The sequence below is a fragment of the Pseudomonas sp. MM213 genome (assembly GCF_020423045.1).
Lineage (GTDB): Bacteria > Pseudomonadota > Gammaproteobacteria > Pseudomonadales > Pseudomonadaceae > Aquipseudomonas > Aquipseudomonas migulae.
The window spans coordinates 1,161,445-1,182,700 of record NZ_CP081943.1; the positions used below are offsets into that span (position 1 = coordinate 1,161,445).

Consider the following 21,256-nt stretch of genomic DNA (forward strand, 5'->3'; position numbering starts at 1 on the left):
GTAGGGATGGGGGATGGGGGCGCTGTATCGCGGGCGCAAAGCGTAGGAAGGGACAAACCCCAACACTGAACAGCATCAATGCCAGCAGCCCGAACGTCAGGGACTGCTGGCGCATACTCGGTGACTTGACGATCAAGCAACAACTGAAGCCACTGGCCATTGTTGATGCGGAATCGGTAACTTGCGCGAGTCGCCTCGCCCCATCGGAAAGTACATAAACCCGCTGCGTGCCAACCGGTCCGCGTCATACAGATTGCGTCCATCGAATATCACCGGCGCTTTCAATCGTTGCTGGATCAGATCGAAATCCGGCGCCTTGAACTGCTGCCATTCGGTGCAGATGATTAACGCATCAGCGCCGGCCAGCACCGATTCCGGGGTGCCCATGAGCATCAGCTTCGCTTCGTCGGGATACAAATGCTGGGTTTCCTGCATCGCCTCCGGGTCGAACGCCCGCACGCTGGCACCGGCGGCCCACAGCGATTCCAGGAGTACCCGACTCGGCGCGTCGCGCATGTCGTCGGTGTTGGGCTTGAACGCCAGGCCCCACACAGCAAACGTCTTGCCACGCAAATCGCCTTTGTAGAACGCGTTGATGCGCTCGAACAGCTTGTGTTTCTGCCGCTGGTTGATGGCTTCCACCGCTTGCAGCAGGTCGCTGGAGCAATGCGCTTCCTCGGCGCTGTGGATCAGGGCGCGCATGTCTTTGGGGAAACACGAGCCGCCATAACCGCAGCCGGGGTAGATGAAGTGGTAGCCGATGCGCGAATCGGCGCCGATGCCCAGCCGCACAGATTCGATGTCGGCGCCGAGGTGTTCGGCCAGTTCGGCGATCTGGTTGATGAAGCTGATCTTGGTCGCCAGCATGCAGTTGGCGGCGTACTTGGTCAGCTCGGCGCTGCGCAGGTCCATGAACATGATCCGGTCATGGTTGCGGTTGAACGGTGCGTAGAGGTCGCGCATGACATCGCGCACGTCATCGTTTTCGCAACCGATGATGATACGGTCCGGGCGCCGACAATCGGCGACGGCCGAACCTTCTTTCAAGAACTCCGGATTGGAGACGATATCGAACTGCAGTAACCGGCCGACCTTGATCAGGCACTTGTCGATGTGCGTGCGCAAGGTATCGCCGGTGCCCACGGGGACGGTGGATTTCTCCACCAGAATCACCGGCTGCTCGCGGTGGCGGGCCACCGCTTCGCCCACCGACAGCACGTAGCGCAAATCCGCTGAACCATCGTCCCGGGACGGCGTGCCCACCGCGATGAACAACACTTGGCCGTGTTGCACCGCGAATTTTTCATCGGTGGTGAACTGCAACCGCTTGGCTTCCAGGCTTTCGCGCACCAGGCTGGCCAGCCCCGGCTCGAAAATGCTCACGTGGCCTTGTTGCAGCAACTCGACTTTTTTCTCGTCGATGTCCATGCAAACCACATCGTGGCCGACTTCAGCCAGAACAGCGGCCTGCACCAGGCCGACGTAACCGCTACCAAATACACTGATTTTCATAGGTCACTCCTGAGTGTGGACGCGTGAGCAGGTCGAGCGTTGATGGTGATGACGCCCAGAATGACCAGGGCCACCCCGAGGCTTTTGGAAAGGCTGAAGTCTTCGTTGAACACTGGCAGGACGGCGGCCAGCAGGTACACCAGCGCGTAGCTGATGCTCAGCAGCGAGTAAGCCCGGCCCAGCGGCACATCGCGCAGGGCCACGAGCCAGCTGAGCATCGACAGGGCATAAGCGAGGATGGCGGCCAGCACCACGGCGACGGCGCTCGGGTCGAGGCTGGCGGTCAGCAAGTGCTCCGGTGACGGCAGGCGCGTCATGCTCCAGCGCATGCCCAACTGCGCGGCACTGCCGAGCAGCACGCTGCCCAGGGCGAAGGCGATGCCCCGACGCAGGCTCATGCGTTCAACCCCAGCAAAATCACGCCGCCGATCACCAGCGCTACGCCCAACCAGTGGCGGCGGTCGATGGTTTCGTGGAAGACAAAGCGAGCGATCAGGGTGATCAGCACAAAATTGAGGCTCAACATCGGATAGGCGACGCCGACTTCAAGTCGCTGCAACACCAGCAGCCACACCAGCAAACCCGCGCCCAACGCGGCGAGGGCCAGCCACAGCCATGGCGAGCGCAGTTTTTCGCCCCAGCCCGACGTCTTGCCGCGCCAGTTCTCCACGGCGTATTTCTGGGCGATCTGGCCCAGGCAGGTCAGCAGGCAGGCCGCCAATACCAGCAACAGGCTCATGACGCACCCTGAGGGAATATCAAAATCACAAGGTTGCCTTGTTCATAGCGTTTGCCATCCTTGGGCAAGCGGTCGATTTCATGCAGCTCGTCTTCACCCTTGACCCGCATCAGCACGCCTACCGAGCCACGCTGACGGGCGTCGTGCATCCACTGTTGTACGCGATCAGGGTCGACGCGTTGCGACGCGCCGTCAGGATAAGCGAGGCCATATTTCAGTTCGCCTATCGTGTTGTACAACGCCACGTCCGGGCGTTTCAGGCGCCAGGCCAGGGCCGAAGCTGCGCCCAGATCGTTACTCAACAAACTGGCGGTCTCGCCGAGTTCCCGGGCATGCTCAAGGACAAACTGGTCGGGCATTTTGTTCGCCACCACCGATTCGGGTATGGCCGCCGGCAAGACCCCGACCAGCAGCAGGCTGCCAAAGGCCGGCGCCGCCCAGCATTGCAAGGGCCGGAACGCTTGCAGCAGGTTGGCCATGATCCAGCCGATCAGGCCGATGAACACCAGCACCAGGTTGTGCAACTCGTGGTCGTACAGCGGTTTCTTAAGTTGCAGGTACACCAAAGTGAAGAGGGTGGTCAGGCCCAGCATGAGATTGAGCAAACCGTTGAGGCCCAGTACCCGGCCTTGCTCCAGTCGCAAGCGATCCGCCAGCGCATGCCCCAGCAGCAAGGCCAGTGGCAGCAGGCACGGCATGATGTAGGTGGGCAACTTGCCGTTGCTCAGGCTGAAAAACAGCAGCGGCATCAGTAACCACAACAGCAGGAAAGCGATGTTTGCCTGCCTGCGGGTTTGCCATGCCTGACGAAGTGCAGACGGCAGCAGCACCACCCACGGCAGACTGAACGCCACCAGCAACGGCAGATAAAACCACCACGGCGCGTCATGCTGCGCGTCCTCACTGGCGAACCGGCGGATGTGCTCGTGCCAGAAGAAAAACCGCCAGTAATCGGGCTCCTGCGCGTGCACCGCCAAGGCCCAGGGCAGGCTCACGGCGATGGCCACGGCAATTGCCAGCGGGCCGTAGATCAACAGTTCACGCCAGCGTTTTTGCCAGAGCATCCAGGGCAGGGCGATCAGCACCGGCAGCAGCCAGGCGAGAAAGCCCTTGGTCAAGAAGCCCATGCCACAGGCCAGGCCCAGTGTTGCCCAGGCAATCAGGCGTCGGGCGCGGGTGGCGCTGTCCAACGCAAACCACAAGGCGACCAGACTCAGGTTGACCCAGAAAGTGAACTGCGGGTCGAGATTGGCGTAGCCGGCTTGCCCGGCGACCACGGTGAAACTCATGTACAGCAACGCGCAGGCAAAGCTTTTGCGTGGCTCGTTCCACAGCCGGCGGGCGATCAAGTAACACAGCATCACACTGAGCCCGGTACTGATGGCCGAAGCAATCCGCACCCCGAACAGATTATCGCCAAACAGTGCCTGGCCAAGGGCGATCATCCAGTACCCGGCCACCGGTTTTTCGAAATAGCGCAGGCTCATGAAATGCGGCGAGATCCAATTGCCGCTCAAGAGCATGTCCTGGCTGATCTGCGCGTAACGGGTTTCATCGGGAATCCACAGACCGTGGGTGCCCATCGGCAGCAGGTAGCCCAGTAGGAAAAGACCCAGCAGCAGCGGCAGTACCCAGCGTTTACTCATGCACCTTGCACTCCCAGCCAGCCTTCACGGCCGTCGAGCGTGCCGCGCACTACACGACCGGTCGGCAAGGTGCCTGGCGCCTTGGGCAGCAGGTCGCCCAAGGGTTGAAAACGGATACCTCGCTGGCGCGCAGCGGCCAGCAGTTGACGAAAATCGTTGGCCATCAGAATCCCTTCTACTTCGGCGTGGATCGTATAAACGTTGAGTTTTTCCGGGGAGAATCGATCGAGAATGAACCCGTTGAAGTCCTTGGCCGCGAGCGTTGGGCCAACCACTTCATCGAAGGTCGGCAGGTCGACCGGAATCTGCGGCGCGCCCAGATCACCCTCGGCCAATATCGGGCGGAACAGACTGTGGCCACGGCAATCGCTGTTGTAGCGAAAGCCGAAAGCCTGCTTGGCCTCGATCACGCGCTCGTCCGCGCGCCAACCGGCGGCTGCCGAACACTCGATTTTTTGCCCGAGGATGTCGCCGAGCGTGTCCACGCCCTGGCGAATCTGCTCGATCAGCTGTGCGTCGCTCCAGCGCCCGGCATTGGCCTGCCAGCCGTGGTGATCCCAGGCATGCAGGCCGACTTCATGACCTGCATCCCGGGCCTGGCGCATCAAGTGCCCGAGGTCGCGGCCAATGGGTTTGCCCGGCCATGCGGTGCCGGCCAGCAGGATGTCCCAGCCGTACAGCCCGGCGGCGTTGGAACGCAGCATCTTCCACAGGAACTGCGGACGGATCAGGCGCCACAAGTGGCGCCCCATGTTGTCCGGCCCGACGCTGAAGAAAAACGTCGCTTTGACCTGGGCTTCATCGAGCATCTCCAGCAGCCGGGGCACTCCTTCCCGAGTACCCCGGTAGGTGTCGACATCAATCCGAAGGCCTGCCTGCATCAGTGCTTGTCCGCGATTTCGAGCATCGCTTCACGCAAGAAAAAATCCAGGGTGTTGCCGATGGTTTCGCTCATCTGCACGGTCGGCGCCCAGTCCAAAAGGCGCTTGGCGTTGTCGATGCTCGGTTTGCGGTGGGACACGTCCTGGTAACCGGTGCCGTAGAACGCCTTGCTTTCAACGTCGCGGAAGCCGGCGAACGGCGGGAAGTTGTCGCGCAGCGGGTGGGCTTCGAACTGGCGCAGCAGTTCCTCGCCCAACTGACGGATGCTGGCTTCGTTGTCCGGGTTGCCGATGTTGATGATCTGGCCGTTGCAGGCATCGTTGTCGTTATCGATGATCCGCGCCAACGCTTCGACACCGTCGGCGATGTCGGTGAAGCAGCGTTTTTGCTCACCACCATCGAACAGGCGAATCGGCGTGCCTTCCACCAGATTGAGGATCAGTTGCGTGATGGCCCGTGAGCTGCCGATGCGTGCCGAGTCCAGTCGGTCGAGGCGCGGGCCCATCCAGTTGAAGGGGCGAAACAGGGTGAAATTCAGGCCTTTCTGGCCGTACGCCCAGATCACGCGGTCGAGCAATTGCTTGGAGGTCGAGTAGATCCAGCGCTGCTTGTTGATCGGCCCGACCACGAGGTTGGAGGTGTCTTCGTCGAATTTGGCGTCCTGGCACATGCCGTAGACTTCCGAGGTCGAGGGGAAGATCACGCGCTTGTTGTATTTGACGCAGTAGCGCACCAGTTTCAGGTTTTCTTCAAAGTCCAGTTCGAACACGCGCAGCGGGTTGCGGGTGTACTCGATCGGCGTGGCGATCGCCACCAGCGGCAGGACCACGTCGCACTTCTTGATGTGGTACTCGATCCACTCGGAATGGATGCTGATGTCGCCTTCGACGAAGTGGAAATGCGGATGGCTGCGCAAGCGTTCGATGGCGTCCGAGCCGATATCCAGGCCGTAGACCTCGTAGCGGTCGTCACGCAGCAGACGCTCGGACAAGTGATTGCCAATGAAACCGTTGACGCCGAGGATCAGCACGCGGGTGCGACGTGGCGCGCGCCCTGATTCGGCACCGCGCAGCACCGAACCGTCGACCAGCCCCAGTTCGTTGGCCAGTTGCGGGCCGCTCAGGTACAAACCGTTGTCGTTGCGTTGACCGGCAGTGATCACCAGCGAGTCTTCGCCGCAGGCAATGCGCAGCGGATCGACGCTGATGACCCGGCCCGGTGCCTGGCCTTCGTTGCCCAGGGCGACCTCGGCGTTCCACACAATCAGTTTGTGCTCACCCACCGCGCAGAACGCGCCGGGATAAGGCTGGGTCACGGCGCGTACCAGATTGAACAGTTCTTCGGCCGGTTTTTGCCACATCAACTTGCCGTCGGCAGGCGTGCGGCGACCAAACACCGTGGCTTTCGATTCGTCCTGCGGGGTCTCGCTGACTTTCCCGGCGAGCAACGCTGGCAGCGTGTCGCGCAGCAGGTCGGTGGCGGCCACGCGCAACTTGCCGTGCAGGCTCAGCGCGGTGTCGCTTCGCTCAATAGCTACTTTTTTCTGGGCGAGGATCGCGCCGGCATCGGCCCGTTTGACCATGCGGTGCAGGGTCACGCCGGTTTCGCTTTCGCCATTGACCAGCACCCAGTTGGCCGGCGCACGACCGCGATAGCGCGGCAGCAACGAACCGTGCAGGTTGAACGCGCCCTTAGTGGCCGTGGCCAGCAACGGTTCGCTGAGCAGGTGGCGGTAATAAAACGAGAACAGGTAATCGGGGTTGAGCTTGGCGATGCGTTCGATCCACAGCGGATGATTGACGTCTTCCGGCGCGTGCACCGGGATCCCCTGACGGGCGCACAGTTGCGCAACCGAGCCGTAGAAGGCGTTTTCCTGCGGATCATCGGCATGGGTGAACACGGCGGCAATCTCGTAACCGCTGGCGAGCAGGGTTTCGAGGCCGGCACAGCCAATATCGTGATAGGCGAAGACAACAGCTTTTGCGCTCATGAGAGAACCTGATCTGAAGAGGTGGAAGTGAGGCCGTCGACGGTGACTACAGGCGCCGGGGTGGCCGGCTGGCCGCGCAGGACTTTTTCGATGAAGAACCGCGGACGGGCGCGAACGTCGCTGTACATGCGCCCGAGGTACTCGCCCAAAAGGCCCATGCCGATGAACTGGCCGCCGGTGAACACGAACAGCACGGCGAACAGCACGAACGTACCGTCACCGGCCCAACTGGCGCCGAACACCAGCCGCAGGACGATCAGCGCCATGGCGAATGCCACGCCCAGTCCGGCCATGGCGAAGCCGACGATGCTCAGCAACCGCAGCGGCGTGGTGGTCATGCACGTGATCAGGTCGAACATCAGATTGACCAGGCGCATGGGGCTGTACTTCGATTCGCCGTGTTCGCGCTCGGCGTGGGTCACCAGGATTTCCGTGGTGTGCCGGGCAAAGCTGTTGGCCAGGATCGGAATGAACGTGCTGCGTTCACGGCAGGCGAGCATGGCGTCGACAATGGTCCGGCGGTAAGCCCGGAGCATGCAGCCGTAGTCGCTCATGGCGACGCCGGTGGAGCGCTGCACGGCGAGGTTGATCAGCTTCGACGGCCAACGGCGCAGGGCCGAGTCCTGGCGGTTGTTGCGCACCGTGGCGACCACGTCATAGCCGAGTTCGGCCTGAGCCACCAACCGTGGAATTTCTTCGGGCGGGTTTTGCAGATCGGCATCGAGGGTGATGACGACATCGCCCTTGCACTGCTCGAAACCGGCCATGATTGCCGCGTGCTGCCCGTAATTGCGGTTGAGAATGACCGCCACCACCGGGCTGCACTCGCGACTGGCGGCTTCTTCAAGTATCTGCGCCGAGTGGTCGCGGCTGCCGTCGTCGACCAATACGATTTCATAGTCATGGTGCAATTGCTGGCACGCCGCCTCGGTGCGCCTGAGCAATTCGGGCAGGCTGTCCTGTTCGTTGTAGACCGGGATGACAATTGACACACAACGGATTGGGTAGGGTTTCACAGGCGTCTGTCCACAGTGGCTTCGATGGCGCTGACCACTCGGTCGACGTCGTCGTGGGTCATGTCGGGGAACAACGGGATCGAACACAGGCGCGCCGAGTTCCATTCGGTGTTGGGCAGGTAGATGTTGGGGAATCGCCGGCGGTAGTAGGTGTGCAGGTGAGTGGCGATGAAGTGAATGCCGGTGCCGATGTTTTGTTCCTGCAGGGCTTTCATGAACGCCTCACGGTCCAGCCCGCAGCGTTCGGCATCGATGCGCAGGATGAACAGGTGCCAGGCGTGCTGCTGCGGGTAGGCCGGAATCGCCAGCGGTTGCACCGGTGAGCCTTCCAGCCGTTGCAGGTAAGTCTTGGCCAGTTCGGTGCGCTTGGCGTTGATCTGGTCCAGGCGCTCCAGTTGTACCAAAGCAATGGCGGCATTGATGTCGGCCAGGTTGTATTTGAACCCCGGCTCGATCACTTGGGCCTGGGGTTTGCGGCCGTGGGTCAGGCGGTCGTAGGCATCGACGCCGAGGCCGTGAAACTTGAGCATGCGCACCCGGTTGGCCAGCGCTTCATCATCCGTGACGAACATCGCGCCCTCGGCGCAGGTCATGTTCTTGATCGCGTGGAACGAGAAGATCGCCGTGCCTTTCGCGCCGACGTGACGATTTCTGTAGAGGGTTCCGGCGGCGTGGGCGGCGTCTTCAACAACGGGGATGCCGTGTTTGTCGGCCAACGCATAGAGCGGGTCGAGATCGAAGGCGGCACCGGCATAATGCACCGGAATGATTGCCCGGGTGCGCGGGGTGATGGCCGCTTCAATGTGCTCCATGTTGCTCATCAGCGTGTCGCGGTCAACGTCGACGAACACCGGTGTCGCGCCCAGCAGGCAGATCATGTTGGCGGTGGAGACCCAGGTCTGGGACGGCGTGATCACTTCATCGCCGGGACCAATGCCCAAGGCCAGTAATGTGACGTGCATGGCGCCAGTCGCCGAGGAAAGTGCCACGGCATGACGGCAACCCACGTAGTTGGCGAAGTGTTCTTCCAGTTGCTGGTTTTTCGGTCCGGTAGTAATCCAGCCGGAGCGCAATACTTGCTCTACGGCAGCCATTTCTTCATCGCCGATACTGGGGCGGGAGAAGGGGAGAAAAGCCTGACTCATGGGCACCTCAAGGCTGTTGGCTTAGTGGTGTGGCTCTAGATAATTATTGGATCCAATAAAAGCGTAGCCGAATAATCTAAAGCTGCATCAATGAGTTGACTCATCATGCTGACAATCCGCTTTCATTGACTTTTCCTGCCTGGACCGGCAGGTTGGGAGCCCCTTGCGGCTCACCGTATTCATAAGAGGTTAGGCGCGTTTTTGTGAAAGGAACATGAAAAACCGGTCGGCGAATCGTTTTTCTGACAGCTATTAAGCCCGTGTTCAGACTACTGCCGTTCATCGCGTTTTTAGTAGAAAGGTCCTACAGAAGTGTTCCGCTTTATATGAAGGATGTTTCAATCCTTAGTTGTTTTAATGATCTGTTTCCACTCAAGGCCGTTTTGTTTTGATTGACTTACCTGTTGCTGATTCAACTGCTGCAAAAGAGCCCGATGACCGTCTATCTGGCGCGACTGGCGCCGTCCAGCCAACTGACCATGCGTTATGTGTTGCAGGATGCCGCCGACCGTCTGGGCTTCGAAGACATGAACGTCGAGGAAATTCCCTGGCACGAGCTTCAGCCCGAGGATGTGATCGCGCTGGTCGCGGCACTGCGTGAGGATGGCTACGCGCCGAATACGTCGTCGCTGTACGTCAACGCTGTGCGCGGGGTGATGAACGAAGCGTGGCGCATGAGCCTGATCAGCCAGGAGCATTTGCTGAAAATGCGTTCGGTCAAGGGGATTGCCGGAACGCGGCTGTCCCAAGGGCGCAACCTGCGACGCTCGCTGATTCAGGAAATGATGGCGGTCTGTGCCGCGGACCCACGGCCACAGGGCTTGCGAGACGCGGCGATCATCGGGATTCTGTATGGCTCGGGCATGCGCAAGTCGGAATCGGTGAACCTGGACCTCGATCAGGTGGATTTCACCGAGCGCAGCCTGCGGGTGACCGCCAAAGGTAACAAGCAACTGATCAAATACGCACCGGCCTGGGCATTCGCCAAACTGGATGCCTGGCTGGAGCTGCGCCGCTCGCAGCTCAAGGAAGGCGAAGTGGATGATCCATTCCTGTTCAACCGTATTCGCCGTGGCAGCCACATCACCCGTGAGCGCATCACCAAGCACGCGATCTATTACATCGCCCGCCAGCGCGGCGCGCAGGTCGGGGTGAAGATCATGCCCCACGATTTTCGCCGCTCGTTCATTACCCGGGTGATCGAGGAACACGACTTGTCGATCGCGCAGAAACTCGCCCATCACAGCAATATCCAGACAACCGCCAACTACGACGTGCGGGATGACAACGAGCGGCGACGGGCCGTGGATCGTTTCGACCTTTAAGCTTCGCTCAACACGTGGGCGTGACCGATGGTCGAGACGTGCACCGCACTGCCGGTGGGTGGCGCGTACAGGCCCGAACTGCGCACCATGAGCGTGCGACCGGGCTGTTCGGCGGATGGCGGCGACTCCAGTTCCACGGTCAAGGTGCAGGTATTGCCGCTGAAATCCCGCTCGGTCACCACCGCGCGACACCCGGCGGCCTCCACCGCACTCGGCACGATGCCGACCACTTGCAGCTGCTCGGGCCGCAGCATGATCTGCGCGCAACGGTTGTTGCGATGGTTGTTGACCGGGATCCGCCCCAGATCGCAATGCGCCCAGCCAGCTTCGATCCTGGCGGGCATGACCACCGCATCGCCGAGGAACAGCGCGGTTTGTTCGTCACCGGGGTAGCGGTAGAGGTCCAGTGGATGACCTGACTGCACCAGTTGGCCATCGCGCATGACCGCCAGTTGATCGGCAAACGACAGCGCCTCACTCTGGTCATGGGTCACCAGGATGGTGGTGACCCCGGCGTCTGCCAGCAACCGCGCGACCAGTTTGCGCATGGCCGCTCGCAAGCCGGTGTCGAGCGCGGAAAACGGCTCATCAAGCAACATCAGGCGCGGCTGTTGCGCCAGTGCCCGCGCCAGAGCCACACGTTGTTGCTGGCCGCCGGAAAGCTCGTGGGGCCAACGATTGGCCATGCTGGAATCCAGTGCGACGCTGTCCATCAGCTCAGCAATACGCTCCTGTTTTTGCGCACCCTTGGTCGACAAGCCGAAACCGATGTTGGCGGCCACGGTCATGTGCGGGAACAGGGCGCCGTCCTGCGGGACATAACCTATCTGGCGTTGGTGCGCCGGGACTTCGTGGGTGTCGTCCACCAACGTCTGACCGTTGAGTGTCAGGCGACCCCAGTCCGGAAACTCAAAACCGGCGATCATGCGCAACAAGGTGGTTTTGCCCGAACCGGAAGGCCCGACGATCACCGTGCGGCTGCCCGTCGGCACCGACAGGCTGATGTTTTCCAGGGCGCGTTGCGAGCCATAGGATTTGCAGATCGAATGCAGTTCAAGAGCGTTCATCGGCCAGCCGTTTTTTTGGATTGGTGATAGAGGAGCCCGGTCAACGGAAGTGACAGCAGGATCATCAGCAAGGCATATGGCGCAGCAGCGGCGTAGTCGATCTCGCTGGTCAACGCCCAGAACCCGGTCGCCAACGTGCGCGTGCCGTTCGGTGCGAGCAGCAAGGTGGCGGTCAATTCATTGGTGATCGCCAGAAACACCAGCGCGGCACCCGCGGCTGCACCGGGCGCGGCGAGGCGCAGGGTGATCAGCCACAGTGCGCGGCCGGGCGAGCGACCGAGACTGCGCGCGATGTTCTCCAGCTCCACCGGCGCCTGGGCGATACCCGCCCGCAAGCTGACCAGCGCACGGGGTAAAAACATCAGCAGATACGCCAGCAGTACGGTGATCGTGGTCTGATAAATCGGCCGGGCGAAATGTACCGTGACGGTCACCAAGGCCAGGGCGACCACAATGCCCGGCAATGAGCTGGTGATGTAGTTGCAGCTTTCGAGGACCCGTTGCAGCCGCCCCGGCGAGCGGATCGACAGCCAGGCAATCGGGATCGCCGCACAGGTGGTGAGGGCCGCACCCGCAATCCCGAGCAGCAGCGTCTGTTGCAGTGCCGGCATCAAGTCGGCCATCTGCCAGACGTGCACACCACCGGCGATCAGCCACTTGCCCAAAGTGATCAATGGCACCCCGAGCGCGAGGGCGCAGGTCACGATTTGCAAGGTCAGCGCGAGCACCGTGGGCACCTTTTTCAGGCGCACGAGCTGCTGCTCCCGGGCGCTTCCGGAACCGACGCGGGCATAACGCGCATTGCCACGCGCCGTCGATTCAACGGTGAGCATCGCCAGGCAGCACAGCGCGAGAACACTGGCCAGCATGTTCGCGGCAGGTCCGTTGAAGGTGGATTTGAACTGATCGAAGATCGCCGTGGTGAAGGTGTCGAAGCGGATCATCGCGTACAGGCCATATTCGGCCAGCAGGTGCAGCCCCACCAGCAAGGCGCCGCCGCAAATGGCCAGGCGCAACTGCGGCAGCACGACGCGAAAAAACACGGCCCAGGGCTTGAGCCCCATCGATTGCGCGACATCTTCAATGGCCGGATCGAGCCGACGCAAAGTCGCCGCAATCGGCAAGTAGAGGAAGGGGAAGTAGGCGATGACCGACACCAGAACCCCGGCAAACAGCCCGTGAATCGGTGGCACCAGGCTGACCCAGGCATAGCTGTGGACGAATGCCGGGACCGCCAGCGGCGCGGTCGCCAGTAACGACCACCAGCGTCGCCCCGGCAGATCGCTGCGCTCGGTCAGCCAGGCCAGTGTCACGCCCAGCGCGATGCACAAGGGGATCGTGATCAACACCAGCAACACCGTATTGATCAACAGCTCGCCAACCCGTGGCCGAAACACCAGTGCCAGCAAGGTCGACCAGCCAGTTTGTACGGACACGCCGATGACAAAGGCGATGGGCAGCAGCGCGAGTAGAGAAACCAGCACCGACAAACCGATCACCCACGCACCGCCGCGACCCACGAACAATCCGCGGGAGCGGCGGCGTAAAGTTGCGGGAATCGCCTCAGCGACGCCCGCCGGTAATGTTTCAGGTATCAATTAGAGCAGTCCGGCCTGAGTCATCAGCTCCACGGCTTTTTTACTGTCGAGTTTCGAGGCGTCGACTTTCGGCGCGTCGAGCTGCTGCAGCGGCACCAGTTTGGGGTTGGATTCAGCGTTCTTGCCTACAGCGTATTCATAGGAGTTACCGGTCTTGAGGATCGCCTGGCCGTCTTTGCCGGTGACCCATTTCAGGAACGCCTGGGCTTGATCCTTGTGTTGGCTGGACGCCAGGACACCGCCACCGGAAATACTCACAAACGCGCCCGGGTCTTTGTGCTTGAAGTAGTGCAGGGCGGTGTTCTTGCTGTTCTCGCCGGTCTTGGCCTGATCACCGAAGCGGTAATAGTGATAAATCACGCCGCTGTCAATTTGCCCGGCGTTGACCGCTTTGAGCACCGAGCTGTTGCCCCGGTACGCGGTAAAGTTGTTTTTCATGCCCTTCAACCACTCAAGCGTGGCGGCTTCGCCCTTGAGTTCCAGCACGGCGGCGACAATCGCCTGGAAGTCGGCACCGGCCGGCGAGGCCGCCCAACGGCCTTTCCACTTGGCGTCGGCGAGGTCCATCAGCGACTTCGGCAATTCGGCTTCGGGCAGTTTGCCCGGGTTATAGACAAACACCGTGGAGCGCGCGGCGATCCCGACCCATTTGCCATGGGCCGGACGGTAGGCTGCATCGACCTGTTCCAGGGTGGTCGGCGCCACCGGTGCAAACAGCCCGGCGTTGTCCACCAGCACCATGGCCGGGGAGTTTTCGGTCAGGAATACGTCGGCCGGAGAGGCCGCGCCTTCCTGCACGATCTGATTGCCCATTTCCGTGTCGTCGCCATTGCGTATCGTGACCTTGATCCCGGTCTCCTTGGTAAAACCTTCGACCCAGGCTTTGGTCAGGCTTTCGTGCTGGGCGTTGTAGACCACGATACCGTCGGCATCGGCGGCGTAGACGTGACCGGCGCTCAGCAGGGCAGTGGCCAGCAGGGCTTTTTTCAGGAAAGAGGGGATATGGCGATTCATGCTTCGGGCAGCTCCTGGTTTTTTTGGCGTCATGCGCAGGAATTCGCGGTTCAACCAATGCGAATCATTTGCATGTTTCGGATCGCTGGAATGTAGTGGGTACAATGAGAAAAAAACGTTAAATAAACCGTTAATACATGTCATTTTCATTCAGATTAGCAGTGACTCAGCTCCTTGCCCGGTCGATCTGATTCAAACGATGTCGTCGATCAGGATATGGCGCTGGCCACGGCTGCAAATCTCGATTCTGGCTTCGACCTCGTAGACATCGCGCAGCATCTGTTCGGTGATCACTTCAGCGCTGGGGCCGCTCCCCCGGGACGTTCCATTGGCAATCACCAATACCTGATCGGCAAAACGTAGCGCTTGATTCAGGTCATGGATGGCAATAAATACAATGACTTCGCGTTTGCGTGCCAGTGCGCGCATGAAGTTCAGCACTTGAACCTGCCGATGCATGTCCAGCGCGCTGGTCGGTTCGTCCATCAGCAGGATTTCCGGTTCGCGCACCAGCGTTTGTGCGATCGATACCAATTGCTGCTGCCCGCCACTGAGTTCACCGAGGTTGCGAAAGGATAGTTCGGTGATGCCGAGCGCGTCGAGAATCTGGTCCACGAGTTTCAGCTCGTCGTCGTGAACGACCCACCCCGGTGTCAGTTGTTTGCGGGCCAGCAACACAGATTCATAGACGGTCAGCCGGGCGCTGGCATTCAAGCCCTGAGGCATATAGCTGATGCCCTGCGGCCCCTTTTTCGAGCCCTGCAAGTTGACCTGTCCCGGGCCGTCGATCAGCCCGGCCATGCGTTTGAACAGGGTGGATTTACCCGCTGCATTGGGCCCGACCACTGCGACCACCTGGCCACCGATAAACGTTGCCGTGGTCACGGCGCTAATGATTTCGCGCTGGCCATAGCGGGCACCAAGGTTTTCAAGCTGGAGCTTCACCATGTGTTTTTCTTCCCGCCAAGGATCAAAGAGATGAAGAACGGCACGCCGATCAGCGAAGTGACCACGCCAATGGGGAAAATCGCGCCAGGGATCAGGGTTTTGCTGACCACCGAACTGGCGGACAGAATCAGCGCTCCGGTCAGCAATGACGCCGGCAAAAAGAACCGTTGATCTTCACCAATCAGCATCCTGGCAATGTGCGGGCCGACCAGCCCGATAAAACCGATGGTGCCGACGAAGGCCACCGGAAACGAGGCGAGCAGGCTGACCATGATCAGCGTCTGGAAGCGCAGGCTGCGCACGTTGATCCCGAAGCTCGCGGCTTTGTCATCGCCCAGACGCAGGGCCGTCAGGGCCCAGGCCCGTTTGGCGAAGATCGGCAGGGTGATGAGGATCACCGCGCAAATCACCCCGAGTTTTGGCCAGGTGGCTTTGGTCAGGCTGCCCATGGTCCAGAACACTACGGCGGCCACCGCCTGCTCTGTGGCAAAAAACTGCACCAGTGCCAACAACGCGTTAAACGTAAACACCAGGGCAATGCCGAGCAGCACGATGGTTTCGGCGGTTACGCCGCGACGCATGCTCAGAAAGTGGATCAGCAGCGCGCAGAGCATGGCCATGATGAACGCGTTCAGCGGCACCATGTACTGCGCCGCCAGCGGGAACAGCGCCACCCCGAAAGCCAGTCCCATTGCCGCGCCAAAACTGGCGGCAGCAGAAAGGCCCAGGGTGAACGGACTGGCCAGCGGGTTGTTGAGGATTGTCTGCATCTGCGCACCGGCCAGCGACAGCGCCGCGCCGACCGCAACCGCCATCAGCGCGACCGGCAAGCGGATGTCCCACATCACCACCCGCACTTGCGCCGACGCCGTGTCCGGTGAAAACAAGGCGCCAAGCACCTCCTTCAGGCTGTAACTGGCCGGCCCCAGCGCCAGATCGAGCAACACGCTGAACACCAGCAACACCGCCAGCGCCACCAGGATCAGTCGTTTTCGCAGGACCCGTTGACGGTACGTCACGCTCTGCGCAATAGGCAGTTCACCTAGCGAACTCATGGCTTGCCCCCGGTTTTCTCAAGGCTGACGAAGTAGCCCGGCTGGTAGGGCACGGGCAGGAAGCGCTCGTGGAGTTCGCGAAACGCGGCGTCGGGATCCAGATCGGCAAACAGCGCCGGATGAAACCACTTGGCCAATTGCTGGATGGCCACAAACTGGTAGGGGCTGTTGTAGAACTGGTGCCAGATGGCATGAAACGCTTGATCGTTCTGCGCCTTGATACCGGCGTAGGCCGGGCGTTGGGTGTACCAGGCCAGTTTGTGCCGCGCTTGTGCAAGGTCCGCCCCCGGTCCGACGCCCACCCAGCGACCGCCGGGCGCAAAGGCTTGCCAGTTGGCGCTGGTGACGACCACTTGATCCGGGTTGGCGACGATCACCTGTTCGGGGTTCAACTGGCCAAAGGTGTTCGCAATGATGCTTTTGGCGATGTTGTTGCCACCGGCCATGTCGACAAACAGGCCGAAATTCTCGTTGCCGAAACTCAGGCAACAATCGTCGGTGTACCCACCGATTCGCTCGATGAATACATTGGGCCGCGCAGGGTGTTTGGCCTCGATGACGTCGGTGACACGACGGATCTGTTGATTGCGAAAGTCGATAAACGCCTCGGCGCGCTCTTCCTTGCCAAACAACTGGCCGAACAGGCGCATGGTCGGCTCGGTGTTTTGCATCGGGTTGTTGCGAAAATCGACGTAGACCACCGGGATCCCCAGCGCGTCGAGCTTCTCGATGTAGCGCGCATCTTCGGTGGCGTGCTGCGCTTCGATGTTCAGGACGATGACGTCCGGTTGTTGCGAGATCGCTTGCTCGATGTCGAAGGTGCCGTCCTCGAAGCCGCCGAAGGTGGGAATCCTGGCGATGTCGGGGAACTTGCGCAGGTAGGCACCGTAAGTGTCCGGGTCGGACTGAATCAAGTCCTTGCGCCAACCGACGATGCGCTCGATGGGGTTTTGCGTATCCAGCGCGGCGACCAGGTACAACTGGCGCCCCTCGCCGAGAATCACCCGTCTGACCGGGAGGTGAACCTTGACCTTGCGGCCCAGCAGGTCAGTGACCGTGACGGCGGCGGGATCCGGATTCGCCGCGAGCGCGGTGCGCGGCGCCAGGGAAAACCACACCACGCCCAGCAGTCCCGCCAATAGCAGGGCCGCGAAGGCGTGGCGGCGTGGATGAACAGATGCCATGGTTGAAACCTTTACAGGTAGCCAGACCGGGCAACGGCTCAGGCCGTTGCCCGGGGCTGAACGTTTCAGAAGTCGACGGTGGCCGACAGTTGCAGGGTGCGCGGCGAACCTTGTGAGAAGGCGCCATAGGACGCGACACCGGACCAGTACTCACGGTCGAAAACGTTCTGCACCGTGGCCCGGAATGTGGTCGGACGCTCCGCGATGCGCGTGGCGTAACGTGCGCCAACATCGAAGCGGGTCCATGGGTCGAGTTCCTGGGTGTTGGCCTGGTTAACGTATTGGCTGCCGGTGTAGATCGCGCCGCTGGTCAGGGTCAAACCTTCGATCCACGGCGTATCCCACTCGGCCCACAAGTTGGCCTGGACCTCGGGCACGCCCACCGGTTTGTTGCCGCGATTGGCAACGGTTCCGGTCTTGGTCAGTTCAGCGTCGAGGACGGTGACGCCACCGAGCAGGCGAGTGCCTTGGGCGATCTCGCCAAACACGTTCAACTCCACGCCCCGGTTGCGCTGTTCACCTTGTACCGAGAACACACCGGAGGCCAGCTCGCCGCTGGGTTTCTTGATCTGGAACAGACTGAGTGTGGAGGTGAAGGTGCCGTAGTCGACCTTGACCCCGACTTCCTGCTGGCGGGAAATGTACGGCGCGAAGATCTCGCCGGAGTTCGACGCGGTGGCCGGGGCGATGTCGCCCTTGCTCAAGCCTTCGATGTAGTTGTAGTAGAACGACACGTGGTCCCAGGGCTTGACCACCACCCCGAACAGCGGCGTGGTCTCGCTTTCGTCATAAGACGTGGTGACGGCGCCGGCCGCGTTGAAGTTGTCGGATTCGATGTTCTGCTTGCGCAGGCCGACAGTGACCTGCAAGCGCTCATCCAGTACCGAAAGGGTGTCGGCCAACGCCACACCCGACAGTTCTGTCTCGGAAACTTTGAGGGCATCCGGTTCGGCAATGGACGGTTTCGGACGGTCGATCGGGTGGTACATGTTCGACAGCACGGCCGGGCCGGAGATGATGCCGCGTTTCAGTTCGTCGCGATAACGAGTGACCTGCAACGTGGTGCTGTGGCTGATCGGACCGGTGTCGAAGCGCAGGCGGGCACCGGCGTCGACGGTGTAGCGCTCGACTTCGAACTTGTAGTAGCCCGGGATTGAAGAGGTGTCACCCGCGTTGTTGAGAATGGTCGGGGTCTGATCAGACATCCGCTTCACGTCCGACCGGCCGCCACCGGCGTGGGCGAACACGGTCAAGGCGTCGTTGAGGTCGTACTCGGCACCAAGCAGGGCCGATTTATCGCGGGTTTCGGCCCACCCCCAGTCCTGGCTCACGTTGGTGCGGCCGTTGGCGGCGGAGGGAATCTCCACGCCCGAGGCAATGAGAAACGGACGGGACGCGGCGTCGAATTGTTCTTTCTGGCTGATCAGGTCCAGGGTGGTTCGCAGACGATCACCCTGATAGTCCAGGGAGATGGCGCCGATGTCGACGTCCCGGGATTGATCGTCGATGGCCGTGTCACCTTGCTGGGTGCTGCCGTTGACGCGCACACCGAAGCGGCGTTCTTCGCCGAAGCGCCGGCTGACATCGACGTGGCCGCCGATCTGCGAATCCATGGCGTAGCTGGCGGTGAAACGGGTCAGGTCCTCATCGAGAGAACGCTTGGGGACTACGTTGATCACGCCACCGACACCGCTGTTGGGCGACATGCCGTACAGCAGGGCGCCGGGGCCCTTGATCACTTCGATACGCTCGGCGTATTCGGTGAAGACCCGGTAGTTGGGCGCAACGCCGTATACACCGTCGAACGCCAGTTCGCCGAGGTTGCCTTCGCCCACCGGGAAACCGCGAATGAAGAAGGAATCGACAATGCCGCCGGTCTGGCCAGTGGAGCGTACCGAGGAGTCGCGCTCCAGCACATCGGCCACTGTCACGGCCTGCTGATCTTTCATTAATGTCGAGGTGTAGTTGCTGACACTGAACGGCGCGTCCATCACGTCCTTGTTGCCCAGCATGCCGAGACGCCCGCCACGGGCGACCTGACCGCCCGGGTAGGCTGGCGGCAAACTGCCCTTGCGACCGTCGGTGCCGTTGATCGTGGTTTCGGCAAGGGTCAGGTCACCCTCGCTGTTGGCCGGGATCGGCGCCAGGGTGTAGCTGCCATCAGTGCGCGGCACTATTTGCAGGCCGCTGCCGGACAACAGTCGGGTGATCGCTTCCTGGGTCGAGTAAGTGCCGGAAAGCCCCGGACTCATCAGGCCCTCGGTCATTGATGGCTGGAATGACAGCGCAATGCCGGCGTCCACCGCGAACTTCGACAAGGTTGCCCCCAGCGGGCCGGGGGCAATGCTGTAGGCGCGGGTCGCAGTGGTATCCAGTGACGCTGGCGCGGCAAGGGCAACGGGGCAGGCGACGCCGGTAAGGGCAAGGCTTAGCAACGCGCTGCGGATAGCCAGCTTGAGTGAGCGATCCGAACGCAGAGGGCGTGCAACGAACATGGAGTGATGACCCTTTCGACGAGGTTGAGAAGTTCTTCCTTTCCTTGCCAGTCGAGATCAAAAAAAGTATCACCCGCTCAGCCATTTTTTTTTGCGCGAGGTTCAGGCGGGGGAGAGCGTCACCCAATAACCGCTCAAGTGGCCGGTTGCGAGCACCGGGTAGGTTTGCACCAGCATGTTCAAGGTGCGTTGGGTATCGCTGATGGGGAACGCGCCAGAAATGCGCAGATCGGCAATCGCCGGATCACAACGCACGAAGCCTTTGCGATAACGCGCCAGTTCCGCGATGAAGTCGGCCAGACGCATGTTGTCGGCCATCAGCATGCCTTGGGTCCAGGCGCTGACGGAGCGGTCCACCGGGTTCAACAGGCCGAAAGCCTGCGATGAAAAGTCGGTGCGTTGCCCGGCATTGACGATCAAGGGCGTTACGCCGTTGCCACCAGGCAGTTCAACCCTGACAGCGCCGTCCAGTACTGCGAGCTGAGTGCGGGTTTGCAGTTCGCGCACCGTAAACTGCGTGCCCAATGCCTGCATTCGCCCCTGACGGGTGGTCACCAGAAACGGTCGGGACTGGGGGGCTACATCCGGCGCGGTCTGCACCAGGATTTCACCTTCACGCAAATTGATCAGCCGTTGACGGGCGTCGAACAGCACATCGATCGCCGAATCGGTATTGAGTGTAATGCGCGAGCCATCGGCCAGCGTCAACTCGCGTTGCTGGCCCACGGCGGTCCGGTAGTCGGCCGACCATTGCTGGGTTTCAACCAGCTTCCAACTGCCCCAGCCGACGGGCAACACGGCCAGCATTATCGCCAGTTTGCCGAGGGCCACGCGGCGCTCGGGATTGCTCGGGCGATCCAGCGCCGACATCGCCAATGACGGGGGCAGGCCGCCCAGCTTGCTTTGCAGCAGTTGTGCCCGGCCCCAGGCGCGGCTGCGTTCAGGGCTGCTGACGCGCCAGCATTCCCACTCGGCGCGCTCGGTATCGTCAAGGTCGCCTTCGCTGATGCGCATCAGCCACTCGGCCGCTTCGTCGAGTACTTGTGGATCAATCTGAGTAGGCGTGGCGTAGGTCGACATTCATTCCACCAGCATCAGGCATTGAACGAAGGCCTGTTTCATGTAGCGCTTCACGGTGATCAGCGACACGTCCAGTTGCGTGGCGATGTCGTCGTATTTCAGCCCGCTGATCTGCGACAGCAGGAATGCGCGTTTGACCAGCGGCGGCAGGGCGTCGAGCATCGCGTCGATTTCGTGCAGGGTTTCCAGCACGATGAAACGCAATTCGGGCGAGGGCGCTTCAGGGGCAGGCAACAGCGCGAGGGCATCCAGATAGGCGCGTTCAAGCGCCTTGCGCTGATACCAATTGACCAGAATGCCCTTGGCCACACAGCTCAGGTAGGCCCGGGGTTGTTCAATGACCGCGACCCTGGAAGCCAGTATGCGTGTGAAGGTGTCTTGCGCCAGGTCCGCCGCATCCATGGCGTTGCCCAGTTTTTTGCGCAGCGTGGCGTACAACCAGCCGTGATGGCCGGTATAGAGAGCCTCGATCGCGCGCAGGTGATTGTGATGAGTCGCGGGCAGGGTATCGCTCATGGATGATAATTTTTAGCGATTGAGAAGTATTCCCAATCCTAAGT

18 protein-coding genes are annotated in these 21,256 nt (G+C 61.2%); 1 reads left to right on the forward strand and 17 read right to left on the reverse strand.

All coding sequences use genetic code 11. The annotated features are described in order from the left end of the window. Window positions 1–132 precede the first annotated feature (132 nt). The 8 genes from K5R88_RS05240 to arnB are packed head-to-tail and all read right to left on the reverse strand — an operon-like array spanning window position 133 to window position 8,930. Window positions 133–1,512 (reverse strand): UDP-glucose dehydrogenase family protein, encoded by a 1,380-nt coding sequence (locus tag K5R88_RS05240; RefSeq protein ID WP_226299359.1) that lies wholly within the window; start codon window positions 1,510–1,512, stop codon window positions 133–135. Beyond that, window positions 1,509–1,910, reverse strand: a complete 402-nt coding sequence (arnF, locus tag K5R88_RS05245; RefSeq protein ID WP_008026471.1) for a 4-amino-4-deoxy-L-arabinose-phosphoundecaprenol flippase subunit ArnF — start codon at window positions 1,908–1,910, stop codon at window positions 1,509–1,511. Before arnF ends, K5R88_RS05240 begins: the two co-directional genes overlap by 4 nt. Then, window positions 1,907–2,251, reverse strand: coding sequence for a 4-amino-4-deoxy-L-arabinose-phosphoundecaprenol flippase subunit ArnE (gene arnE / locus K5R88_RS05250; RefSeq protein ID WP_192227224.1), 345 nt, complete (start codon window positions 2,249–2,251; stop codon window positions 1,907–1,909). Before arnE ends, arnF begins: the two co-directional genes overlap by 4 nt. Then, window positions 2,248–3,897 carry a lipid IV(A) 4-amino-4-deoxy-L-arabinosyltransferase gene (arnT, locus tag K5R88_RS05255; protein ID WP_223414294.1) on the reverse strand — a complete coding sequence of 550 codons (1,650 nt, stop codon included), beginning with the start codon at window positions 3,895–3,897 and terminating at the stop codon, window positions 2,248–2,250. The genes arnE and arnT overlap by 4 nt, the downstream gene beginning before the upstream one ends. Next, entirely contained in the window at window positions 3,894–4,778 is an 885-nt protein-coding gene (gene arnD, locus K5R88_RS05260; RefSeq protein ID WP_226299360.1) for a 4-deoxy-4-formamido-L-arabinose-phosphoundecaprenol deformylase, read from the reverse strand. The genes arnT and arnD overlap by 4 nt, the downstream gene beginning before the upstream one ends. Further along, window positions 4,778–6,769 (reverse strand): bifunctional UDP-4-amino-4-deoxy-L-arabinose formyltransferase/UDP-glucuronic acid oxidase ArnA, encoded by a 1,992-nt coding sequence (arnA, locus tag K5R88_RS05265; RefSeq protein ID WP_226299361.1) that lies wholly within the window; start codon window positions 6,767–6,769, stop codon window positions 4,778–4,780. The genes arnD and arnA overlap by 1 nt, the downstream gene beginning before the upstream one ends. Continuing rightward, on the reverse strand, window positions 6,766–7,785 hold the full coding sequence (gene arnC / locus K5R88_RS05270) for an undecaprenyl-phosphate 4-deoxy-4-formamido-L-arabinose transferase (protein WP_008026458.1): 1,020 nt from the start codon (window positions 7,783–7,785) through the stop codon (window positions 6,766–6,768). Before arnC ends, arnA begins: the two co-directional genes overlap by 4 nt. Then, window positions 7,782–8,930: a UDP-4-amino-4-deoxy-L-arabinose aminotransferase gene (gene arnB / locus K5R88_RS05275; RefSeq protein ID WP_226299362.1), complete on the reverse strand. Its 1,149-nt coding sequence runs from the start codon at window positions 8,928–8,930 to the stop codon at window positions 7,782–7,784. Before arnB ends, arnC begins: the two co-directional genes overlap by 4 nt. Window positions 8,931–9,364: 434 nt before the next feature. Between arnB and K5R88_RS05280 the strand changes: the two genes are divergently transcribed. Further along, a complete protein-coding gene (locus K5R88_RS05280) occupies window positions 9,365–10,255 on the forward strand; it encodes a site-specific integrase (protein WP_008038408.1) in 891 nt (296 codons plus the stop codon). Here K5R88_RS05280 and K5R88_RS05285 read toward each other — a convergent pair. The 9 genes from K5R88_RS05285 to K5R88_RS05325 form a co-directional block, all read right to left on the reverse strand. Next, window positions 10,252–11,322, reverse strand: coding sequence for an ABC transporter ATP-binding protein (locus K5R88_RS05285; protein WP_226299363.1), 1,071 nt, complete (start codon window positions 11,320–11,322; stop codon window positions 10,252–10,254). The genes K5R88_RS05280 and K5R88_RS05285 overlap by 4 nt on opposite strands. Continuing rightward, complete coding sequence (locus K5R88_RS05290; RefSeq protein ID WP_192227298.1) at window positions 11,319–12,917, reverse strand: ABC transporter permease; 1,599 nt, start codon at window positions 12,915–12,917, stop codon at window positions 11,319–11,321. Before K5R88_RS05290 ends, K5R88_RS05285 begins: the two co-directional genes overlap by 4 nt. Before the next feature lie 3 nt (window positions 12,918–12,920). Continuing rightward, a complete protein-coding gene (locus K5R88_RS05295; protein WP_008026448.1) occupies window positions 12,921–13,934 on the reverse strand; it encodes an iron ABC transporter substrate-binding protein in 1,014 nt (337 codons plus the stop codon). Window positions 13,935–14,126: 192 nt separating this feature from the next. Next, a complete protein-coding gene (locus K5R88_RS05300; protein ID WP_226299364.1) occupies window positions 14,127–14,882 on the reverse strand; it encodes an ABC transporter ATP-binding protein in 756 nt (251 codons plus the stop codon). Then, on the reverse strand, window positions 14,876–15,937 hold the full coding sequence (locus K5R88_RS05305; protein WP_192227216.1) for a FecCD family ABC transporter permease: 1,062 nt from the start codon (window positions 15,935–15,937) through the stop codon (window positions 14,876–14,878). Before K5R88_RS05305 ends, K5R88_RS05300 begins: the two co-directional genes overlap by 7 nt. After that, on the reverse strand, window positions 15,934–17,121 hold the full coding sequence (locus K5R88_RS05310; RefSeq protein ID WP_226299365.1) for an ABC transporter substrate-binding protein: 1,188 nt from the start codon (window positions 17,119–17,121) through the stop codon (window positions 15,934–15,936). The genes K5R88_RS05305 and K5R88_RS05310 overlap by 4 nt, the downstream gene beginning before the upstream one ends. 65 nt (window positions 17,122–17,186) lie before the next feature. Next, complete coding sequence (locus K5R88_RS05315; RefSeq protein ID WP_226299366.1) at window positions 17,187–19,616, reverse strand: TonB-dependent receptor; 2,430 nt, start codon at window positions 19,614–19,616, stop codon at window positions 17,187–17,189. 102 nt (window positions 19,617–19,718) lie between these two features. Beyond that, window positions 19,719–20,696, reverse strand: a complete 978-nt coding sequence (locus K5R88_RS05320; protein WP_226299367.1) for a FecR domain-containing protein — start codon at window positions 20,694–20,696, stop codon at window positions 19,719–19,721. Then, window positions 20,697–21,212: a sigma-70 family RNA polymerase sigma factor gene (locus tag K5R88_RS05325; protein ID WP_008026436.1), complete on the reverse strand. Its 516-nt coding sequence runs from the start codon at window positions 21,210–21,212 to the stop codon at window positions 20,697–20,699. It lies immediately after the preceding gene. Window positions 21,213–21,256 lie beyond the last annotated feature (44 nt).